This is a genomic window from Psychrobacter aquaticus CMS 56 (assembly GCF_000471625.1).
Classification (GTDB): domain Bacteria; phylum Pseudomonadota; class Gammaproteobacteria; order Pseudomonadales; family Moraxellaceae; genus Psychrobacter; species Psychrobacter aquaticus.
Genome location: NZ_AUSW01000034.1, coordinates 188,335 through 212,327, shown reverse-complemented (window position 1 = coordinate 212,327; position 23,993 = coordinate 188,335). Strand labels below are relative to the sequence as shown.

The following is a 23,993-nucleotide window of genomic DNA, read 5'->3' as shown; positions in this document are numbered from 1 at the left end:
TTACTATCTCGTCACTGAATTTAGCTTGATTGTAGATCTGGCTAGTTTGATGAACAAAGTGAGTCACAAATATGCTATTTTGAAGCTTCCGAAGATATCTTTGGAGGCTTTTTTGCTTTATATTTATGACTATGTTTTAAGATTAGCAACCCATCATCAAATATAATACTAGGTAATCTATGGTCAACCACGCCAATAATAGTAGTCAGAAGCAGTTTTATATAGCGACTGCGAATTTGCTGAATTTTGCTAATCCTAATCGCATCTATTACGAAAATGCTCCCGCTTATAATAATGAAGAATATGACCATAAGCTACGCGGCATTACTGATTTATTGGCCAAAGCACATGCCGATATCATTGCAGTACAAGAAGTGTGGGACAGTAATGCGCTAGAAGCATTGGCTGTCTCATTAGGATTTAAGCCTGAGCATGTGGTGATTCCATTGGCAAGCAATGACAGTGCGAGTCCGTATACACAAGGCAAAGGGGCACAAAATACACCTGCTGTCGGTATTATTAGTCGCTTTGAGCAACTAGAGAGCAGTTTGTTGGAAGAAGTCGTGCCAAAGGCAGTGATTGATATTCCTGATGTTGGGCCTTACCAACGCTTTAACCGTCCGCCCTTAGTATTACGGGTGAATGTGTTTGGCCAGCCAATAACGATTATTACCGCGCATCTCAAAAGTAAACGTGCTTTTTTCTTGCGTGATGAAAACGGTCATCTATTAGAAGATATGGACGATCCAAATATTAGAATTCGTGCTAAGCTCCGTAGTTTATGTATGCGTGCGTCAGAGGCGGCATCTATTCGTATGTCTATTATCGAGCGTTTGCATCATACTCGTGAGCCATTGATCTTATTGGGTGATATGAATGATGTTACCGGTAGCGTGACCACGCAATTGATGACGGAGACTGGTGAAGTCACCTATGATAAAGGCATGCGCGATGTCGCTTTGTTTGATGCTGCTCGTATTCAAGCACGTTATGGCTGGATGAAAGATGTGGCGTATACGCATATATATCAAGGCATGCCAGAAGTAATTGATCAATTGTTTGTTTCAGAAGAGTTTTTGGCTGATAGTAAATTTTCGCTCGGTCAAGTTGAACGAGTAGACTATTTTAATGACCATTTGAAGTGGGATTATGCAGATAGAGTCACCGATCATGGTATTATAAGAGCGAAAATTAAACTTAACGATTAAATTTATCACATTGCATGGTCAATTCTGTCAAATTGTTGACCCATACATTATTTTAATCCATTCATCTCCCTTGCTTGCTAGTGTACAAGCGTTTATGATGCCTTTCCGTTAGCTTAAATAGTGCTAGTATCGGCTCTACGTTATAAGCTAATAGAAAGTAATCCTTCAACTTGGGACACATATTATCCAATGAAGATTGTATCTATAAAATAGGGTGTAATATTAAGAGACTTATGATGAGCGAAAATAAAGACGAAAAAATCGAAGATGTGTTGGTAGACTCGGAACTGGCAAAAAAGCTTGTACCCAATAAGTTTAAATTTACCAGCCAACAAGGCCGTGCGCGTCGTCAGAAACTTTTGGCTGGTGCCAAAAAACTGAGTGAAACACATGCTATTAATGATATTACATTGGCTGCTGTCTGTGAAGAAGCGGGTATTCCAAGAGCTTCTGCTTATCATTTTTTCCCTAATATCGAAGCAATATTCTTAGCCCTGCGCTTTTTGAACGCTATTGAAATATTAGAGATGGTAGAAACAGTTGATGTTGGTAATTATGACAGATGGCAAGGGTATCTAACCGCACTTATCGATCAATGTGTAACCATATTTCATAATGACGAAACCAAAGCCAAGCTTATTTACGATACCAACACGCCTGAATTTGAAGGTGATAGCTTTGGAGAAGATGTCGATCATCAAATCGTTGACTTGGTTTATAAGCGTTTATCAGAACGCTATGAGATGCCGAATTTTGAAGATATCCAAGACACATTATTAATTGCTTATAGTATCATCAATGCTATATTCACATTGTCTTATCGTCGCCATCAAACTATTACCAATGAATATATTCAAGAAGCGAATACCGCTTTTATCGCGTATTTGCGTTGCTATTTGCCAGAAAAGCTACCGCGTAAAAATCGCTAATTTAAGTTGGCTAAGAGTATTGATTAACTATATAAAAGGCCGACATTGTATGTCGGCCTTTTTTTGGTTGTCTTAATGAATCATTTTAATGGATCGGTGTTAATACCTGTCCGTGGCAAACATCCTCGCTCGCATCTAAAGGGGCATATTGCTCATAATAGCTGACGATAAGGTCTTCTAAAGCGATGTTAGCTGACGAATCATGCGCATTGACATAAGCCTCACGTGCTTGCTCCAGCCAGCGATCTGCCATGCGAAAATGACTGCCTGACTCACGCCAGCCACGCTCACATTGATTAGTAGCTGCCCAAATGAGGGCAACTTCGCTAAAGGCTAACTCACGCGGTGCTGATGTTATCCCGTCACTTTCTTTAAGAGCGCTTAAGGTTGCCCATAGATCAGGTCGCATTAGAGCAGAGTTCGAGGGTATGTCTTGAATGAGACTCAAGTCTCTCTCCGTACCGTTTTTTAACGCTGCCAAAATAGTCTCTGCATTTTGTGCTGCTTGCAAACCCGCAGAGGAGCGACTATTCATGCTGTCTTGATGAATGGCATAATTAAGCCAAGCTTGAGCTTTGTAAGCAAAGTACTGTTGACGTGCTGTCATGCTTTTTTGTTGATAAGTCTGTAACTCTGTCAACATACACATCATGGCGCGTTGGCGTGTGCTTTGATATTTGGGATGGTTAGACTGTGTTTGAATAGCATTAACGCAACGAGAGACATCATTCTTTAAAGTCGACTCTTTAAGAGTATGATGGCTCGACGCAGAAGCGGACAACGTGATGGTCAGAAATAAAGCGGCTGATAACAGGATATAGGTAGCTTGTTTACAAACGTTTATTTTGGTCGCAGAATTAGACATAAAGCAAAAACCTTGTGTTGAACGGATTGGCATCAATGCTTGGCACTTTCACACTTGACTTCATTGCTTATCGAACTGTATTTGCCGTTTGCGTTTGACGTCATTAACAGCGCAATACTGCTCTCGCTGTCATAAGATAATAGCAGAACCATACATATCAGTTATAATTCAGAAGCAGTGGGCAGACGCTGGTTTTTGCTAGGATCTTCACGCTTGAATAAGTCTTCGTCAAATTTGAAACGTAGTCTAAAATAAGCACCTTGTTGTGTGGTGTCATCATAGGCGATGTCTTCGTCTTCAAAGCCCATAAAGTTATAACCTAGTGATAACCAAAGGTTGGTCATCGGGCTATAACCGACTTCAGCGCCCAGCATATAAGACATGTCATTTGCTTGCTTGTTCCAATAAGTACCCGCTTGCAAACCGATATCCCAGCGTTCGCTGATGTCATAAAGACCGCGTCCATAAAGCGCATGAGCGGTATTGTCGCTACTGATATTGTCGGCATCAAACTGCGTGTACTTACCAGCGTAGTGACCAGACAAGGTCAGCGGGCGTGTTGGGTGATAGTTGCCATTTAATGACCAAATGACCGTGTCTTTTTGGTAAACGTCATCGCCTGTGTTGTTGTCATCTAAGCGGTACTCAAGCTTTGCCAACATATCCAACTGGTTACTATCATAATCACGGTAAGCAGCACCAAGTTGAAAGCGATTGATCGTGCGATCGCCATCATTATAGGCAACTTGCGAGTAAATGTCTTTTGCCAGCAAAGTGACTTCATCGGTATAGCGATAAGCAATACCAGCACTACCTAGTAACGTATCGCTGGTTTCACCCCAACGTTTTTCAAGACGCGCAGAGGCTTTATAGTCTTCTTTTGCAAGATACTCAACGCCAATGCCAGCTGCTGTGGCGGTGTTCTCGGTATCGCCTTCTAATGATTCAACACGCTCAAACAAAGTATTTATCGTTAGGCCTTGCTGGACATACCATTTATTTTTTAGACCGATAGCAGCTTCAGCTTCGCGGGCGCTAATGGCATCACGCATACGATATTCGCTATAGACTTTACCGTCTTTCATGTAGTTGGCATCAAAACCAAATACCGTACGTTGACGCTCCTCAGTATCATCGAGACCATAACTACCAGATAGGCTATTGATCAAATCATGACGCGCATATAATCGACCCAAACTGCCCAAAGAGGTCTCACCGCCGATAGAGGTGGCATTGCGATCACTGTTGTCAATATCTTGTTCATACTCTGCAAATACCAAAGAGTTATTTAACTTTGGCAAGCGTGCGGTGATACGAGCGCGGGCAGTGATACCTTCGATGTCTTTTTCAGCATCATTCACACTGTTGAGTGCCGATTGATTGATGATGTCATCATTAAAAATAGTGTCATCTGTAATATCCACGACGTCTGTTGCCGCTTGAGTATTACGTGAGGCAGCCGTCGCGTCTTGCTTATAATAACGCACGCCAATCTCGCCAATAATATTGGTACTTAAACGCTGTTCAACGCTGGCTAAGATACCTTGACGGCTGGCTTCAGTTGTATGATCTTTGGTACGTACGCCTTCCAGTTTTAATGCCGTCTTTTTATCATTAATTATGTGAGTAACCTCAACGCCAGATTCTTCACGACCAGCAGTTTGCGGCGATGCGCCAGTAACGAAGCCTTCATCAGTGTCTTTATAGTAAGCTTTGGCGCGCGTGTTTTTCTTATTATCAAAATCAAGCTCGATACGTAAGGCATTGCCTTTAGCATCATTACCTTCTAATTCTGTCGTATTGATTTGATTGCTTGGCTGAAAATTTGGATTTTCAGCTTTATTCATCGCATATTCTGCAACCAGTTTGAGCTGCTCATTGAATTTGATGACGCTGTTTACACTGGACAACTCTTCTTTGTTAAGTGGGTCATCACTATTAATGTAGCTGCCGCCAATCGCGATTTTATCAGTCAGTTGTTGTTTGGCTGCAATACCGCCGACCAAATACTCTTCACCGCCTTCGTCTACTTCTACAGTGACACGTAGATAAATAGGGTTGCCATCGATGTCCTGACTGGCAATAGGCGCTTTCAAAAATAAGCTGCGGCTAATAGGATCAATCTCATAGTCCGCAAAGCGAGTAAGCGTCTCGCGACTGATAATCAACCCAGGATTGTTTGCATCACGGGTAATTACCTCAATAATTTCTGAGTTTTCTAATACCGCATCAAAGTTTTCAGCCAGTGGATAGGGGCCTGAGATACCTAAACCACGAGCCTCATTGACACGCTGGCTAGTACTGGTTTCTGCGACAAAGGCAGTAACGCGAGTATTGCTGTCCTCAAACTGGGCTTTTATACCAGTTAACGTACGATTATATCGGCCAAGTTTGATGCCTTCATCATTATCAACTTGCGTTTTTAGATCGCCATACATTGCGAATGAGCGACCTTTGTCTAGGCGCACATAAAGCTTACTGGTAGATTGCGCATCGAAGCCTTTGGCTGATGAGTCGCCGTATACAGGGTAATACTCGCCAGGTTCGATATCACGGAACAGACGCTCGCCTTTTTTATCACTGTCATAAGCCAAGGTCAGCAGATAGTCGCCGCGTACCTTGCCTTTGAGGAACATAGCGGCACGACCAGAGGCAGCATGGTCATCGTTGCCAGCAAAATCATTGAGTTCTTGCTCGAATGCACCTTGAGCATCAGTAATGCTACCGCCATCAAAGTCCTTGAGAGAAATAGAGCCTTCAACGATACCAACGGCGATAAGTGGACGCAGTTGAGCAGTGAACTGTAAAAGGATGACTTGCTTGCTGCTACCTGTGTCGATGACCATCTCACCTTTACCTGGTACGCTTGAGGCAGTGACCGGAATAAGTAGCTCACCACCAGAAACAATAACTTGCGTACCAGCTTGATCTTTACTGCCATCATCAAGATTTATACGGCCAATATTGGTATCGATAGTGATTGGTGTTGAAGCGATATAAGGGCGCCCATCACGATCTTTTAGGCTAATAACGACTTGATACTGGCTAATGCCGTCGGCTGGTATTAGCTGCGCTTGGGTACGATAATCAATTGCTTGCAAACTGTCTGGCGTCAATACGTTAATAGTCTGCTCAGAGATGACCTTGCCATTGATATCGGTCGCGACACCACGCAAAGTGTTATTGCCACGCTGTAGATCAACCGCGTAATAATCAAAAGCAGTCACATTTTGCTTTTCTTGTTCAGCGGTTTTTCCGATTTTTTGCTCTGATACCGCTTTACCATTGGCGTATAAAGTAAATATTGAGCCAAGAGGGGCTTGCACCTGTACCATCTGTTTGTAAGTGCTAAGCTGCTGACCTTCACCTAGATTAATAAAGTCGACATCGTTGTTAGCCACTTTTTTTAAGTATTCTTCGAGCTCTTTTTCTACTGGCGGCGCAACAGTGGTCACCGTCATATTGACACGATTGGCCACTGGATTGACCATCTTATTGACGATAGCGGAATCACAGTTATTGCCCAAATCCAAATCACCATTGATGTTACAGCCACTGGCTTCAATGTTATCAGCATCGTCGCGATCGTAGTCAGGGTCTAAAGCTAGCTCTGTTTTTATGGCTTGCTCAAGGGTATTGTTCTTAGCGCTCACCGATTTGCTACGAGCGACTAGTTCTGTATTCAAGCGGTCAGTACTATCACCTATACCGCCAACAATACCAAAATCAGCACGGTGCAATTCCCCATACTTTAAGTCGACGAAACGGCTGCCAGCTTCCCCAGCATTACGGTTACTTTGAGTGACCATTTCAGTTGCGTTAGGGATAGTAGTGCGGTCGACTTTTAAGACGTGAGTTTTGGCGCTAACGCCATAAAAGTTATACTTGCCTTCAGGATCGGTCACGATAAAGCTACCGTTTTCCATATAGATACGTACGCCTGCAACACCAAACTCGCCATCGTCTTTTTGTTGGATGCCATCACGGTTGATATCATGATAGACCTTACCAACAATGATACCATCGGTATTCATAACGCCGCGCTCTACGTCAATCTTCCACTGTGCTTCTCTTGATACCACGCTTTGACCTTGCTCATTATTAGCAACTGCAGTGGCACGATTGATACCATCGCCGCCCAACGAGGAGGCACCGACCAACACCCGATAAGTGATTTTTTTGGTTTCGCCATTTGCCATGTTACCTAGGCTTAACACCTGATATTTGCCATCGGTCTTAAATTCAGTGGTTTGTACTTTATTGATGTCGATATCAGCAGTTTGGTTAACGCGCACGCTACCATCAACATAATCAAAACCACGAGGTAAGGTATCTTTTAGCTGTACATCATAAGCTGTAGAGTTACCACTATTGGTCACATTGATGGTGTAGCTGACGTAATCACCAAGCTCGGCACTTTTAACTTCACTTTCTTTGGTAACAACTAGGCTTGGATTATCATTGACGATATTGATTTGTGTATTTAAACCATCGATACGTATCGTAAAGTCGCCATCGCTCGGTAACTGATCGGCACCAGTGCCGACAGAAGGAGCAATACAAGCGTCCAAGCCGGCAGTTAACGTATCGTTTGCCAATGTCTGAATGAGCTTATCATTGATCGCATTGGCATTGTTTTGAGTCGGTGCAGACAACTGATATTTGCCAGTACTATTACCTGTCTCAATCGCTTTCAATGAGTATTTGTCACCCGTCAATAAAGAAGTGATCGTGACCCATACTTGATCTGGTTTGTCTAATTGGACATTACACTGCGCGTAGCTGGCGTCGATATAGACGTTTTCATCGATTTGCGAGGTATTTTTGTTTTCGTCAAAGTTAGGGGTAGTGAATTTTATATCAGGCGCAACGATAAGCAGGTTGTTAGTAGCATTAGCGGCTGATACAGACGGATCTTCTAACACGACCGCACCAATCTTAATGCTAGCAGTATCGCCACTCTTGCCGTTAGCATCTGACAGAGCTTGCACAATAAATTGAATGCTTTCGCTATGCCCAAGCTTGATTTGAGCACTTAAGTTGTCAAAAATAACTTCAGTATCAGCGCTATCAATGATGCCGTTTTTATTAAGATCTTGATAAACTTTTAGGTTAGAAAGAGTTGGCGATACATCTAACGTCAGCTCAACAGTCTGATCGCTATAGCTGGTATTATTTAGAACATTGACCCACTTTACCAAAGCGTTAGGCATGACAGTGAGTAATGGTTGCTGAGTTAAGCTGATACCATATTCAGGAAGGGTAGAGACTTTGACCTGTACAGGGTTTGAGGCCGTACTAATCGTCATCTCGGCTTGATTGTTGATATTGTAGCTGGCTTGCGCCGTGTTGTTGATGAGTTGTACAAGTGAATCAGGCGCAGCAAATGCCATATTTGATTGCATAAGCAACATTGCCAATGACAGCGCAGAAATCTTCGCTGTACACAATGAAGAACGATTAGACAGTGTTACGGTAGATAGAGTCATGTGTCGCTTATCCAATAAAACCAACAGAATGCATAAAATTACTTTTACTTCTTTTTGAGGGAGTAAAGACCGTAATCATGTTATTTGTCCCTTTAAGGACAAATAACATGGTACAGAACAAACTGGTATTAAGGAGTTGCAGAGCCTGCAGCGTTAATCTTTACAGCAAACACCATTGCTGCATATTTTTGCGGCGCTAAGCTGGTTACGGTACCGCTGACAGCTGAGTTGCTAGCAGATGCGTTATAGCTGTTGGTTGCAGGTACTTCATTACCATTGGTCACATCACCCAATTTGACTGGGAATGCATAAGCAGTACTGGCACTTTGTACCGTTGCTTTGTTATTAAAACGGTCTGTTGTATCTGTTATGAGCACGTTGTCAAAAGTAAAGCGTGGATCTGCAGCAGAGAAGTTATTAAAGGCAGTAATTTTATATACAATACAATTACCAGGCTTAGCAGCAATTGCTCCTTGAGTAAAGGTAAGTGTACTATTGGCAGCACAGCTTTCATTGAGCGCTTGTTCTTTAAAGAGCTTCAATCCTCTTACTGTACTTTCGTTTTTAACAATACGATCGCCTAGAGTTGGTGCGTCTTGGCCGCCAACAATTAATGTGACCGTGATGCTTTCTGTGGTATCAATAACGGCTTGGCTAGATTCAATTTGATAATTAAAGGTTGCGGTTGAGTTTGGTACCATACCCGTCCAAGCTGGCGCACCATTTTTAGGTTTAGCAGTACTGAAGTCGTAGTCACCATTGCCGTCTCTGGTAAGCGTGTAAGTAGCATTGGGTGTGGCTGGATTATTATCAGCATCGTACACCAACTCAACTGATCCTGCGACCACGCTCACTTTACTATCAGCCTCTGAGGTGATCTTCACCTTAATTTCACCAACTTGATCACCTTCAGTTTCTTTACCTGTGTTACTGATTACCACAGAATGGGTCACAAGTGTGGTGGCAGTGGTCGTTGTAGGAATGTCTATTTTGGTAGGTGATACGATGCTAACGGCACGTTGATTAGAGGTTAGCGGTGCTGCTGAATCACTACCTACTGCTGTGCTCACCGTACCATCTGTAGTTTCACTATCATCAGTTAGAGGGTAGAAGTTAGCCGTGTTTTGCTTGGTATCAGTAGCATCAGTTGTATCATATATGACTTGGTTTTCGCCAAGATCAAGAGTAACGGCTGCATGATTGATTGTATTCTTAGGATCAGCCAACACTTCTGCTTGATCCTTCTGTACATCAAATTTTATGGTGGCTTCTTGACCTGGTGCAAGGTTAAGTAAAGTGACTCTAATGCTATCGCTTGAACTACTAGTACCTTTACCTTCATTTCCTGAGGTAATGGTTGCATTGTTGCTGACGCTGATATTTGGCTGATCTGCTAAACGTAAACCTTCTGGTAGACCGTCAAAAACCATAATGTTGTTAGCATTAGTAGTGTATGCAGCATTTTCATCATTACGCACGGTCACGGTGTAAGTGACTTTTGACGTAGGGTCATTCAAGTTCAGAGTACTGCTTACTTTACTGGTAATTTTGAAGACAGGTATTTTTGTAACGCTATTACTAATATTGGTCAAAGTCGCTTTGGTAGTGTCAGACGTTGTGAAAAATGCACTGGTGGCAGATAACGTTAGGTTCTGTGAGTCACCACCCACGTTGCCAGAGGTTTTAGCAGAAACCAAAATGTCAGCACGTTCATTGGGGGCTAGAACTATCTTAGTGTTTTGAAATACCGTTCCTGTAACGGTATTAGTACTCTTTTGAGTGTTGTCTGCATTATATATAATGTAAGTTACATTGGTAGTAGCAAAGTCATAAGACCCGACACCTTGCGGGCTATTTGGGATAATACCGCCCTGAGTCAAGCTCAGTGTATAGGTATCTTCTACGTTGCCCGAGTTGGTCAATGTATGGTTAAAAGCCACTCTGCCTTTGGGTGTTACTACTGCTGACCTGTTGTAATCATCGGTCAGATCGCCATCTGCATTCTGAGAGGTTAAGCTAAATGCCGCACTTTGCGTAATGTTGACGGTTACTTTGTTAGACTCTACAGGCGTTTGTGAAACACCGCCAATGCTATAAGTGGCAGTAGCTACGTTGTCAATAGTAGGCGTCGAGTCAGCTACAGATTTAGCAGCGTTGGCTGTGCTGACCATACCTAAAGAGGTAATGATCGCTGCGGCAAGTATAGAGTATTTAAACATATTGGAGTTTATTCAGTGATTTTCCTGAGCAAAAATGAAAGGTAAAATAGTTTATTAATTAACAGTTGTGTTAAGAGCAACGGCAGCGGATTTCATGGCGGGTAATAGTTTGATATTCCAACGTAGAGTACGGTATTCAGATAAAGGCGTTTTAACCAACTTGCCATTTACTTTTTGCATCAGTGGCATATCGGCGTAGTTTTTACCATCAGTACTGGCTTGTGCGCTTGCAGGTATTGCTTCACCAGTAAATATCATGTTTGCAGGGATAGGTAACGTTACCATTAGGTCATTAATATCTTTATTGATCGTATTAGTATAAGTCGCTTTGTATTGGATAGTAGTACCTGCTGGTGCAGTGCTCACCGGTAGATAACTGACTTTCCCCCCTGTACTCTTAATGACTTTATTAGCAGTGAGCTCCATTTGCAGTGCATTATCAGCATGGGCGACACTTACTAATGAAAAAGAGGCTAAAGACGCTAATAAACTGATACGTAAAGCATTGAAAAATTTCATATTTTAATCCTTGCTAAGACCATAATTTTGGTAAAAATTTTACCTATTGTTACGTATGCAATAATCGCGCCATATGTGGATAAAGAATCAAATAAACTACATAAAAAACAAGATAAAGCGCGTCCAGTTACATTATTACAAATAATATGATAATTAGTCATCTTGCAAGTGATAGATGGTAGGTTCAAAAAGATTAATGGCGATCATAAAATCAAAATATAATTTTATGAATACTTTGGATCATTCTTAGAATTACTGGGGAGGTATATAGCTGACTATAAATGTCAGTGAATTAGCAATTATTGTCATAAAAAAATATGCCAAATTGTCTTAATATTTGCTGTGTGTAGTTATAAAAAGAATAGTACAGAGAAATTTAGTGTGGAATTCTGAGCGGGCATCAAAGCACTGCCGTCTTATTGCTTGAAAATATAGGTGATATCAGTGATGCCAAGAGCATAATTTGAAGTTGACATCGTGATATTAGGATCATCGTTACCAGTGGGTCTAATAATATAAATATCTCTAACATTACCCACATTACTTAGCATATGCGTAAAAAAAACAGACATCCTTATGAGAAAGAATGTCTGTTACATCGTTCTGAACCAATTTTTATACGTTATAGATGTTTTCTATAAATCCTATTGTGTTTGACCGTATTTGGTGTTGAAGTACAATGTTGCTGAGCTTGGTTGCGTACTACCAGAAGGCACAGCTGCTAAACCGAATTGATTAGACCGAATCTCACCATTGCTGCCATAATTAACCGAAGGGCTACCTACTGAGGTAGGAATAAACAAAGGTGCAGGCAGTCTAAACACTGAGGTAACAGGAGTGGTTTGTAGCTGGTCGCGAATTTGTACTTGTTGAAGTCCTATATGTCCACGATTATAGGCTTGAACTGCGTAGGCAACACACTTTCCTGGACTGATGCCACTAATAGAGTTGACACTGAAACCTATGGTCGGGTCAGCGCTATTTCTGCTGATACTTTGATAATTTAAATTATCATTACATTCATGCACATATTGTGATTTTATTAGTACTAATGCTGAATTATTGGCTTTGATTTCGCCAAAGTTCAAATTGCTATAATCATAGACGTTGGCTGTTAGTGCAATTTCTCTACTATCAGCAGTTGTGTCTACAGTATAGTCCCATACGCTTGGTTCATTCTCAATCACACAAACTCTGGTTCTATTGACTAGTGCGCTGGCAGCTACTACAAAGCTATATCTTCCTATAGAGGTCGAAAGATTTGAGACAGTTTGAGGGTTTGAGGAGGGGGTTACGATATTATTACCATTACAGTCGGTTAAACGTATGTTTAAGTTACTGTCATAGATTCCAAGCTCACTTCCACTATCATAGATGCCATTAAAGTAACTGCTATTACCTGTAAAGGTACTCGATATATCTTGTCTGGTGTTGTTATTAGCTATGATACCGCCATTATCATTAAAAACAATACCCGAAAAAGTATAAGATTTCGGAGTGTTTGTAATTGTACAAGTGATCTCATCACCATATGTCGCATTAGCAAGTGTAAATGAGCGAGTGTTAGCGGTGGCGTTGTAAGTCATTGCAGCAGTTGGCATAACGGTGGTGCTACCAGTCGTGGCATTGGTGCAAGTATAGGTAGCATCATAGTCTGCTATATTACCCAGTGATGTACCATTCATAGCTCGTTCTGTAATGATGTAACTTGTGTTCTCTGCTAAGCTAAGGGTAGCGCTAGTACCATTGGTGATGGTTGAACCTGTGCCAGTTGTCGTAAAGCTGTTTGTCGCTATTGAGCCTCCGGTAGCAGTTAGCTCAAATTGATCTCGTTTAGTATCACTATCATTGACACGGTTGCCATTGAGTGCTTTTTTAATGATTAACTTAGGTGGTGCTAAGCAGAAATAAAAGTCTGAATAACCGACTGCATGCGGGCTGTTTAATTCACTTAAGACGTTATTATGCCTCAAATTGAGTGCAATATCAGCGAGTGTGTAATTCCAATTTGCATCAATAGTACATGCACCTGCTCCACAGTTCAGTCCTCTTCTACCAGTAACAATATTGCCAGCCGCGTTTATCGTATGAAAATTGCTGTTATGAGTCAGTCTACCGCTATTGGCAGACACATCTACTTGTTCTATATATGGCGTTGCATTATTCGTTGTGACAGAATCCACATCTTGTATTTTATAGCCCGATTTACTAGTAGATCGGTTAACTGCAATCCCCATACTATGGTTAGTTTTAGAAATGGTTGATACTGGAGAGCTATGAAGTAAATTTATGGCTGATGTGCTTACACCGCTAAGGCTATCATAAAAAGGTGTTTCAGCGTTTGACGGCACACTAGTGCTAGTAGTAGTTTTGTCTAATATGTTGGAGAAGGTAATTCTAAATATTTTATTACCTGATGACTCAGTGAAAGTAAAAGTCCTAGCAGTGCTGCCTGCAGTCCAGCTTAACGCTTGGGAAGCTACAGGAAAAGTTGAAGTAGAGGCAGGAGGATTAGCGCCAATGTAGTACATTTTATGATTAACAGGACACATACCATTTGCAGAGGTTTCATTCGATGCAAAGTTAGCGTGAGCGCTGTTAGACATTAGTAATATAAAAAATAGCAGAGTAAAGACAACAGAATACGAGTTTATGTTGTCTTTTAAGCGATTGCTTAAGCATAGACATTGATTGTTAGACACCTAACTACCTCGAGGCTGAATCTATATAAATTAGAATTACTATACAATAAAAGTAAAAATTAGTAACCTTAAATAATCCAATATAACGAAGCATGTAGCAAAAAGCTTATTAAAAAAGATAGAAGGTTGAATAGGATGATAACTAGTCAGTACTAGCGAATTTGTTATTATGGAAAATAATGATATTCTTAGCAAATATTTACCTGCTCACTAATCATTATTTATTTAAGAAATACTTGTCATATCATCATTTTCTTATCGCTATAAACAACCACGTCATAAGCGCCTATAATGAAGGGTTATTATCAATTGATAATTGACTCTAAATATTGATTTGGAATGTTGCTTTATTATCTACCTATTCAGTGTGTATTCAAAGAATAGATAATAATGCCATTTTTACTATAGCTCTGTGCTACGGCTACTACTTATTGTGTGGCGGTCGTACATGGCTATATTAACGCACCATACTAATATATAACTTCTTAAAATTAACAAGGAAGTCATTGAGCGAACCATTCACGTAACACAGTATTGAAATAATACTTTGATTTAATAATATCGATTTAACAACTTCCTGTTTTAAGCAGGGCTGACTGACAACAAAGGACAATGATGATGAATTATTATAAGGATGCTGACAGCACCGAAACCCAAGAGTGGCTCGAAGCCTTTGAGTCTGTTCTCAAACATGCAGATAAGGATCGCGCTCAGTTTTTACTAAAAGCTTTATACAATATGGCAGTTCAAGAAGGGCTGCCGTTCAATCGATTAGATACTGCTTATATCAATAGTATCGCGGTCGAAGATGAGCCGATGTACCCAGGCGATCTAGGCATGGAGCGTAAGATCCGTGCCTTGATTCGCTATAATGCACTGGCTATGGTAATGCGTGCTAATAAAAACGATGACGACTTGGGTGGCCATTTAGCATCATTTGCCTCTAGTGCTACGCTTTATGAAACGGGTTTTAACCATTTTTTCCGAGCAGCAAGTGACCATTTCGGTGGTGATATGATTTATTATCAAGGTCACTCAGCACCAGGTATCTATGCACGTTCTTATTTAGAAGGTCGTCTGACTGAAGATCAGCTTGATAACTTCCGTCGTGAAGTAGGCGGTAAAGGCTTATCAAGTTATCCGCATCCATACCTAATGCCTGATTATTGGCAGTTCCCAACCGTTTCAATGGGTTTGGGTCCAATCATGTCGATCTATCATGCCCATGTACATCGTTATATGGAAAACCGTAAACTGCTGGAGAAAGAAGGCCGCAAAATTTGGGCATTCTTAGGTGATGGCGAGACAGATGAGCCAGAAAGTTTGGGTGCGATCTCTCTTGCGGGCCGTGAAAAGTTGGATAACCTCATTTGGGTCGTCAACTGTAACTTGCAGCGTCTTGATGGTCCGGTACGGGGTAACGGTAAAATTATCCAAGAGCTAGAATCGGTATTTCGCGGTGCAGGCTGGCGTGTGATTAAAGTCATCTGGGGTGGTAAATGGGACAGTCTGCTTGCCAATGATGATACAGGTGTGCTGAAACATCGCATGGAAGAAGTGGTCGATGGTGAGTACCAGCTATATGAAGCCCGTACGCCTGAATTCACTCGCAAAGAGTTCTTTGGTAAATACCCTGAGTTAGAAGAAATGGCTGACGCGTTGTCTGATGAAGACATTTCACGTCTAAATCGTGGTGGTCATGATCCGCAAAAAGTTTATGCTGCGTTTAGCGAAGCGATGAAAACCAAAGGCCAGCCGACCGTTATCTTGGTCAAAACTGTCAAAGGCTATGGTTTGTCCAGCACAACACAAGCGGTCAATAAATCGCATCAAATCAAGAAACTTGATCAAGATGCCCTAGTTTATTTCCGTGATCGTTTCGATTTACCATTTACCGATGAGCAGTTAGAGACGCTACCATTCTACCGTCCTGAAGAAGGGTCGGCTGAGATGAAGTATCTAAAAGGTCGCCGTGAAGCGTTGGGCGGTCATCTGCCAAATCGTCGCAGTGGTCATATCCCATTGAACATTCCTGAACTGTCAATATTTGATCGAGTATTAAAAGGCAGTAACGGTAAAGAACAATCAACAACGATGGTGTTTGTGCGTCTATTATCAGCCATGTTGAAAAACAAAGACATCCAAGATCGTGTTGTGCCTATCGTACCAGATGAGGCGCGTACTTTCGGTTTAGAAGGTATGTTCCGTCAATTGGGTATCTACTCGGCGGTTGGCCAAAAGTATACGCCAGAAGATAGCGAGGCGTTGATGGGCTATAAAGAAGCCATCGATGGTCATATGTTAGAAGAAGGTATCAACGAAGCAGGTGCGATGAGTACTTGGATTGCGTTAGCGACCAGCTATTCTGTGAACGCGTTACCAATGATTCCAATGTATATCTATTACTCAATGTTTGGTTTCCAGCGTATAGGTGATTTGGCTTGGGCGGCAGGTGACTGTCAAGCACAAGGCTTCTTATTGGGTGCCACTGCTGGTCGTACGACGTTGAATGGCGAAGGCTTACAGCATCAAGATGGTCACTCACAGATTTTATTTAACGTCGTACCAAACTGTGTTACTTATGACCCTTGCTTTGGTTATGAGCTGGCGGTTGTCGTGCATGATGGTTTGCGCCGTATGTACGGAGAAGGCGAGCGCGTCTATTACTACTTGACCTTGATGAATGAAAACTACGACCAGCCCGCTATGCCAGAAGGTGCGGAAGAAGGTATCAAGCGTGGTATGTACTTGCTAGAAGACAATGGCTCAGCACAAGTACAGCTATTGGGTTCTGGTGTGATCTTACGTGAAGTACAAAAAGCATCTAAGATTCTAAAAGAAGAGTTCAATATCACCTCCAACGTTTGGAGCGTAACCAGCTTCAACGAGCTAACCCGTGATGGTATGGCTTGTGATGATTACAATCGCTTGCACCCAATGGAAGAAGAAAAAGTGTCTTGGGTGACTGAACAATTAGCACCACACGAAGGCATTGTCGTAGCAGCGACCGATTACATGCGCAACTACTCAGAGCAGATTCGTGCTTGGTTACCAGACAATCGTCCTTATACGACACTAGGAACGGATGGTTATGGTCGTTCTGACTCACGCGAAAAACTACGCAGTTTCTTCCACGTAGATGCAGCGCACATTGTTGTCGCCACGCTTAAACGTCTGGCGGATGAAGGTGAAGTAGAAATGCGTTTAGTAAAAGACGCTATCTCCAGTTTTGGTATCGAAGCGGATCAGCCACCTGCATGGCAGCAGCAGCCTCATTATGATCATTTCCCAGATGCACCAGCACCAGGTAATGTCAATCCAGTTCCTGTGCCTGAGTTTGTCGCTGAAGACGATGAAGAAATCAGCAACGAAGGCCGTGCTGAAGATCAAGCGGATGCGACTTTACTCAATGACGGCGATGTCAAAGAATAATAATCATAAGACAAGGAGATAAATTATGGACATTAAAGCCCCCGATTTGGGTGTGGACAGCGCCGAAGTCAGCGAAATTATGGTAGCAGTTGGTGATGTCATTGCAAAAGATGACAACATCGTTTTGCTAGAGTCTGACAAAGCCTCGGTCGAAGTACCAAGCTCTGCTGCTGGTAAAGTCATCAAAATCAGTGTTGCTGTTGGCGATCAAGTCAGTGAAGGTATGGTACTGATTGAGCTTGAAAGCGATGACAGTGGCAGCGATGACAATGCTGATAGCGTAGACAACAAAGACAATGAAAATCAAAAGCAAGAAGAAGAGCCGCAAGCCTCTCCTGATTCTGCTAGTGATACTGAGTCTTCTGCACCTAAGAAAAGCTCAGGTGCGGCAACCACTTATGCCTTGCCTGATCTAGGTGTTGATGAAGCACAAGTTTCTGAAATCATGGTTAGTGTCGGCGATATTGTTACTGCTGATCAATCTATTCTGCTGATTGAGTCTGACAAAGCGTCGGTTGAAGTGCCAGCACCAGTAGCAGGCAAGATTGAAAAAATATTGGTCGAAGCGGGCGACATGGTTGCCAATGGTCAAGATTTCATTGTCATCGTTGGTAGTGGCTCAGATGATGTAACTGAAGCCAGTGACTCTAAGCTTGCTACTACTGAAGCAAAAGATTCAACTCAAGCTGAAGTAAAGGGCAAAGCTGATAAGCAAACAACGGGTGAGCCAAAGCAAGCAGCCAAAACCTCAAACACTGATGCGCCAGCCAGTAAGCCAGTAAGCAAGCTGACAGAAGCACAAGTGAATGAAAAACTGGTCAATGTGTATGCAGGCCCTGCCGTGCGTAAGCTGGCGCGTCAGTTGGGTGTAGATATCACGCAAGTAAGTGGTTCGGCGTTGAATGACCGTATTCTAAAAGAAGACTTATTTGCCCATGTTAAGGAAAGTCTGACCACGCAAAAAGCAGCCCCTGTCAGTGGTAATGTCGCCAGCTCAAGTCTACCAAGCTTGCCTGATATGAGTAATACTGAGATTTGGGGTGAGACTGAAACACAAGACCTCAGCCGTCTACAAAAAGTCTCGATACCACAGCTCAACTATAATACCTTGTTGCCGCAAGTGACGCAGTTTGATTTATCAGACATCACGGAAACGGAAAAGCTGCGTAGTGAGCTAAAAGGCAGTATGAAAGCAGAAGGTATTGGCTTCACGATCTTGGCATTTATAGTCAAAGCGACTGGCTATGCTTTGACACAGCATCCACGTTTTAACAGTCATTTGAGCGATGACAATACTCAAGTTATCTTGCGAAAAAGTGTCAACATGGGTATTGCTGTGGCAACGGATGATGGTCTCATCGTACCGGTCATTAAAAATGTACAAGACAAAGGGCTGAAGCAAATTGCTATTGAGATTGGTGAGCTTGCCGTTAAAGCTCGTGATAAAAAACTCAGTACCAAAGATTTACAAGGTGCGAGTTTCACTATCTCAAGCCAAGGTATTTTAGGCGGCACGGCCTTCACGCCACTTGTAAACTGGCCGCAAGTGGGTATATTGGGGGCGTCAGAAGCCACCATGCAGCCTGTTTGGAATGCTGCTAAGCAGACTTTTGAACCGCGCTTGATGTTGCCATTATCATTGTCTTATGACCACCGTGTGATTAATGGGGCAGATGCTGCGGTATTTACCCGTTATGTTGCAACATTACTGGCGGATCCGCGTCGTATTTTGCTATAAAAACTCATTTAAACTAAAAACATTTACAAGGATAAGACCGTCTAAGGATGGTCTTTTTTTTATATTCGAAATTTCATAATAATGAGTATTATGTTTATCAACCTTTTTAGCAGCCGAATGTTTTAGTACAATGGTTTTAGGTCATGATAATTATTGCTTAAATTTTAGGCACAAAAAAACCAGCAATTAAGCTGGCTTTTTTATTGGTATAATATTAAAACTGTTTTACAAAAGCTACGCCATATACCCAAGGGCTGATATCTACTTCGCCGATATCAATACCATTTAGGCTGGCATCGGTTTTTATATCCATATAGCGTGCATCAATACGGAAAGCTTCGGTTGGGACAAAAGGTATGTCAAGACCGACATGACCGGCGACACCAACGCTGTCATCAAGCTTCAAATCACTACCAGTTGCGATTCTCTCTTTGAAGAAAGTCGTATAGTTCACACCAACACCAACGAAGGGCTTAATGTTCATTGGCATATTGTCATAGTCAAAATGATATTGCACAGACAGAGTAGGTGGAAGATGCTGAGTTTTTGCATCGATTTTATTACCATTAGTATCTGTTAGAGTAATGTCATGATGGAATGGAATAGCTGCTAGTAATTCAACACCAACATTATTAGCAATAAAATATTCACCGCTGATCGTTGGACGAACATCACCATCAACATCGACGTCTAGTGCGCCATTTGCAAGGCTACCATTGTCACTTTTAGGATCAACATAGTGGGCACCCGCAGCAACAGACCAAGTGCCAGCAGGTACAGCAAAAGCAGTGGTCATGGTAAGTGCGGTGGCTGCAGCTAAAACTAGGGATTGTAGTTTCATCATTTGATTCCTTAACATAGTAGATGATTATTGGTAAATACCTAATGAGGGATGACATTAGCTACCGATACACAATGTTATGATTATTTATTAACCTGTAACATTATAAATCTATTATAATATAAACCCATGCTTTCTGTAAGGTTTTAATTGCTTATTACAATATTTTATTTCTTAAATAATTTGGTGGTATTTAAAGATCAAAATTTGAAATAGATAATGCTTTTTAAATCAATAACGATGATATAAAAGAGGTGTCATAGATTATGCTTGGCTATTGTAGTAACTCTCCACTACGCTGTAAAAATGCCCGTTCTGCCAAGATGCTGAATCTAATAGATTCCTGTTGTCCAGAGTGCAATCTATTTTTATTACCTGTTCGAGATGTTAGCCAACAACAATTACGTGCTAATGAGCAGTTCTTACGATTTTCTATCTTAGCGATTGTGTTTGTGTTATTTGTGTCTGTCTATGTTTATTATTTAAATTTTGTATAATCACTTCTTATGATTCATACGAAATAAGCTGGACTGAGAACAGTGAGTATCTCTAAACGACATGCTAGGGGATGTCCTCAACCTGAACGAGAATGACTAAATGGCTTAAAAATGGCTAAGTATTCGTCAAACTGTGTCAAATAGTTGATTAATATCTCGATATTATCGATGCTATTTTTCTTGTTTGGTTTCAATTTATCTCATTTTTATGATGATTTTCAAAATGAGGACACGCCCTAATCACCGACTGATTGACACAACCTGTTTTTACCCTAACATTGGTGATGCATTTCGTGATGGCTGCTTTATTCTATTAATATAAGATCGGTGTTTCACCGCATAGGGACGGCATGCTATTCCAATCTATACGGCGCTTGCGTCTTTTTGTCTACAATATCTTGCAAAATGATGAGCATGACACGCTATTTAGCCGTTATGTTGATTACTTTTTAATATTTTTGATCATGACCAATGTGGCTGCCGTCATTGCTGAATCTGTCGATCAGTGGTATTACCCTTATCAGGAGTATTTTACTTGGTTTGAAAACTTCTCCATTTTGATATTTTCTATCGAGTATTTGTTACGTGTGTGGAGTGTTGCTGAAGCTAAGCCCACTCACACGACGTGGAGTCAGCGTTGGGATTGGCTAAAAAGCCCTTCAGCATTAATTGATTTAATTGCTATTGTGCCTGCGTTTTTAAACTTCTTTGTCTCTATTGATTTGCGCTTCTTACGTATTCTACGTTTGTTCCGTATCCTTAAATTGACGCGCTATTTTGCTTCCATGCGTATCTTGCTGGTGGTTATTAGTAAGGAGAGAGGTTCTTTTCAAGCGGTTATTTTTATTTTAATTATTATGATTGTAACGGCTTCTAGCGGGATTTATTTGGTTGAAAACCATGCTCAGCCTCAAGAGTTTGAGTCGATACCCAAGGCCATGTGGTGGGCAGTGGTGACACTGACGACAGTAGGTTACGGTGATGTCACGCCGATTACTAATGCGGGTAAGATATTAGGAGCTGTGATTACGATATTGGGGGTAGGCTTAGCGGCATTACCTGCTGGTATTTTGGCTACGGGTCTAGCAAATGAGCTGGCTCAGCGCCGTGAAGAGCTTGAACAGCACTTTCGAGAGCAGCTAATCGAGAGTGATTTTGATTTGGTGCAAAACCAGATGATGATAGACAAAATTCGCCGCGAGCTTGGATTGGACAAGGAGCAGGCACAAAATATCGTCTTACAGGTATTGCGTGAACAAGAGCTTGAGCGCCGCGAAAGAGAAGTAGAAGTGAGACAGAAGAATTTTTGTCCAAATTGCGGTGAGCCATTGTGACTACTTAACATGCCTAACCCCAAAAATAAGAGTAGCAAAGAAAACGCGTGCAAGTGCTACGTGTTGTAGGCCAAGCGTATTTTTGGGGTTTGGTGTGAGTGCTATATTCCTTGTGGAAGCGGGAGCACCCGTGCCAATTCATGCGCCACTTCTTGTGCGGCACCTGCTAAATCTTCGGCAGCAAGCGGTAAATTATGTAAGGTCAAATGCCAGTCGTCAATTTCTCGGCGCAAATCGGCAACCCAAAGCGTCGTACAGTCACGTGGCAGCTGTTTTAGGTTGACCTCAAAACAACGGTTGCCTTCATCATCGCTCAGATGAATCTCGCCTTTTTTGACTCGAGAAAATGGATGGCTATGGTAGGAGTTGGCAATCATAGCGATATGGGTGATATGTGCTGGAATTTTATCCAAATACAACCTGATTTGTTCTTGGTCAAGTGGCGCTAAGTACATCGCTTGTTCGCCACGATCTTTGCCATTCAAACTGTCGCCTTGATGTTTTACAGATTCTGCTTTGTCACGCAATTGTTTGAACCAGACAATGTCGCTAATGGTGCAGTGGTCGTCATACAGCACACACGCCAAGTCAATGTCAATCGCACCTTGATGCTTTTTAAAGCGCTTGAAAAGGCCTTTTGGTTCAGTCTTAGTAAATTCATAATTGAGCGCAAAAAATAAAATTCCCGCATCTAAGCCAAGCCCTCTTAGACTGTCTGATAGTAATGGTAATGGGGCAGTGGTTGGCATAACATTCCTTTTTCATTTTTAATTTTATAAATGGCTATGGCAGTTTGCTTTATGCTAAGCGTCAGCACTCTCACTACTCATCATTTATAGACTTGTCCAACACGGCTTGATATAGCAACTCTGGCTTGGCATTCAATAGTCCACTACCAAAACCGCGCAGCCACCAAACCAGCTGTGAGGTCAAATTAACGGTTGCTTGAATAATTAGCGTGTCATCGTCATTCAACGTGACAATTTGGTCGTCACTGAGCTTGCTTTCGGTGAGGCTCTTGCCTGCTTGTTTGGTAAATTGTAGCTCAATAACTGTGTTTTTGCCATGGCTTGGCAGCTCACCGAACAATGGATGACTAAAGCCCATACCGCCGGCGTCCAAATAGGTATCGAGTTGAAAGCCTTCAGGGGTTTTTGCGGCACTTTCAAGAATCTCAACGCTGGCAAATCGATGCAAAGCAAAGGTGCGGATAATGGCTTCAGGATCATCGGTACGGGTAGCTACTAGGTATATAATAACGCCACGCTGAATAATAGCGATGGGATTTAAGGTATATTCACTGGCTTGTGATTTGTTGCTGCGAGTGTAGCGGGCCTTGATTTGCAATTGATAAAATAAGGCATGGTAAATATTGTCTTTACTGTCCAAATGAATATGCGGCGCAATTAAAGGCTGAGTGGCAGGTTCGATGCGCACTCTATCTATCCATGAATGCGTCACTTTACTGTTTTTAAGCTGTCGCCGTGCCAAATCAAACCAAGGAAATAACTCATCTAAAATCACAGGCGGGAGTAGTTGGGTTAGATTGGCTTCCACCATATTAAAAGCAACTGCTTGTGATAGATTCATGTGCGGGAGGCTTTGTAATGGGGCGTCTTCTTTCCAGCGCCAACCTTGCGGATTGGCATTGTTTTTCTCAATGGGGAAGCGTTTGGCCAGCGCATTCAAGTCACGCTGTACCGTGCGTAGACTGATATCAAAACCTGCCATCATGAGTTGCTCAAACACATGGGTCGTGCCCACCCAGCGATTGCGCTGTAATTGGGATAGCACTTGCCATTGCCGAGCGGTTGTCGCTGCGCCGTGACGACTATCGTTGGTATCTGCTGCGACATGACTGTCCGAAGTCGCTGGCGCAGCCGTTTGCTCACCAGAGTCTGCCTGAGTTTGAAAAAGGTTAGCATCAGTAGGAAGTACAGTCATTAAGAAATAGCCTTTATGAAGTCACAGTCAGTTTTTATACGTTTTGGTGTGCTATGAACACTTTATCATCGCAGAAAAGCATCGTAACGTCTAGGGACGTCCGTCGTTGTTTATGCCTCTTTAAGTTCTTCTTACAGCCAATACTATGGTGTGTCCTTAATCTGAGCGAAAACGACTAAATAGCTTAAAAATGGCTAAATATTCGCCAAAATGCGTCAAATAACTGGTTAATATTCCAATATTATCGGCGCTAATTTCCTTGTTTGGCTTCAATTT

13 protein-coding genes are annotated in these 23,993 nt (G+C 42.0%); 5 read left to right on the top strand and 8 right to left on the bottom strand.

Features of this window, described 5'->3' with window-relative positions:
* Positions 1–179: 179 nt before the first annotated feature.
* Complete coding sequence (locus tag M917_RS10445; RefSeq protein ID WP_021814810.1) at positions 180–1,208, top strand: endonuclease/exonuclease/phosphatase family protein; 1,029 nt, start codon at positions 180–182, stop codon at positions 1,206–1,208.
* Between the two features lie 236 nt (positions 1,209–1,444).
* Positions 1,445–2,137 (top strand): TetR/AcrR family transcriptional regulator, encoded by a 693-nt coding sequence (locus M917_RS10440; RefSeq protein WP_040642603.1) that lies wholly within the window; start codon positions 1,445–1,447, stop codon positions 2,135–2,137.
* An 85-nt stretch (positions 2,138–2,222) separates the two neighbouring features.
* Here M917_RS10440 and M917_RS10435 read toward each other — a convergent pair whose 3' ends face one another.
* From M917_RS10435 to M917_RS10415, 5 genes are all read right to left on the bottom strand, one after another.
* Entirely contained in the window at positions 2,223–3,002 is a 780-nt protein-coding gene (locus M917_RS10435; protein WP_021814808.1) for a hypothetical protein, read from the bottom strand.
* 161 nt (positions 3,003–3,163) lie between these two features.
* Positions 3,164–8,491, bottom strand: a complete 5,328-nt coding sequence (locus M917_RS10430; protein WP_040642600.1) for an SdrD B-like domain-containing protein — start codon at positions 8,489–8,491, stop codon at positions 3,164–3,166.
* Positions 8,492–8,619: 128 nt separating this feature from the next.
* Entirely contained in the window at positions 8,620–10,710 is a 2,091-nt protein-coding gene (locus M917_RS10425) for a hypothetical protein (RefSeq protein WP_021814805.1), read from the bottom strand.
* Between the two features lie 54 nt (positions 10,711–10,764).
* Positions 10,765–11,229 (bottom strand): hypothetical protein, encoded by a 465-nt coding sequence (locus M917_RS10420; RefSeq protein WP_021814804.1) that lies wholly within the window; start codon positions 11,227–11,229, stop codon positions 10,765–10,767.
* 644 nt (positions 11,230–11,873) lie between these two features.
* The gene (locus tag M917_RS10415) at positions 11,874–13,835 is read right to left on the bottom strand and encodes a hypothetical protein (protein WP_152513976.1); all 1,962 of its coding nucleotides are present in this window, start codon (positions 13,833–13,835) and stop codon (positions 11,874–11,876) included.
* 711 nt (positions 13,836–14,546) lie between these two features.
* Between M917_RS10415 and aceE the strand changes: the two genes are divergently transcribed.
* Together aceE and M917_RS10405 are read left to right on the top strand one after the other, a co-directional pair.
* Complete coding sequence (gene aceE, locus M917_RS10410; protein ID WP_021814801.1) at positions 14,547–17,363, top strand: pyruvate dehydrogenase (acetyl-transferring), homodimeric type; 2,817 nt, start codon at positions 14,547–14,549, stop codon at positions 17,361–17,363.
* Between the two features lie 25 nt (positions 17,364–17,388).
* Positions 17,389–19,101, top strand: coding sequence for a 2-oxo acid dehydrogenase subunit E2 (locus M917_RS10405; protein ID WP_021814800.1), 1,713 nt, complete (start codon positions 17,389–17,391; stop codon positions 19,099–19,101).
* Positions 19,102–19,315: 214 nt separating this feature from the next.
* Here the strand turns inward: M917_RS10405 and M917_RS10400 are convergent, their stop codons facing one another.
* Positions 19,316–19,942, bottom strand: coding sequence for an OmpW/AlkL family protein (locus tag M917_RS10400; protein ID WP_051354270.1), 627 nt, complete (start codon positions 19,940–19,942; stop codon positions 19,316–19,318).
* 847 nt (positions 19,943–20,789) lie between these two features.
* Between M917_RS10400 and M917_RS10395 the strand changes: the two genes are divergently transcribed.
* Entirely contained in the window at positions 20,790–21,773 is a 984-nt protein-coding gene (locus M917_RS10395) for an ion transporter (RefSeq protein ID WP_021814797.1), read from the top strand.
* Positions 21,774–21,874: 101 nt separating this feature from the next.
* Here M917_RS10395 and M917_RS10390 read toward each other — a convergent pair whose 3' ends face one another.
* Together M917_RS10390 and M917_RS10385 are read right to left on the bottom strand one after the other, a co-directional pair.
* A complete protein-coding gene (locus M917_RS10390) occupies positions 21,875–22,522 on the bottom strand; it encodes a TerD family protein (RefSeq protein WP_021814796.1) in 648 nt (215 codons plus the stop codon).
* A gap of 73 nt (positions 22,523–22,595) precedes the next feature.
* Complete coding sequence (locus M917_RS10385; RefSeq protein WP_021814795.1) at positions 22,596–23,717, bottom strand: helix-turn-helix transcriptional regulator; 1,122 nt, start codon at positions 23,715–23,717, stop codon at positions 22,596–22,598.
* Positions 23,718–23,993: the final 276 nt, after the last annotated feature.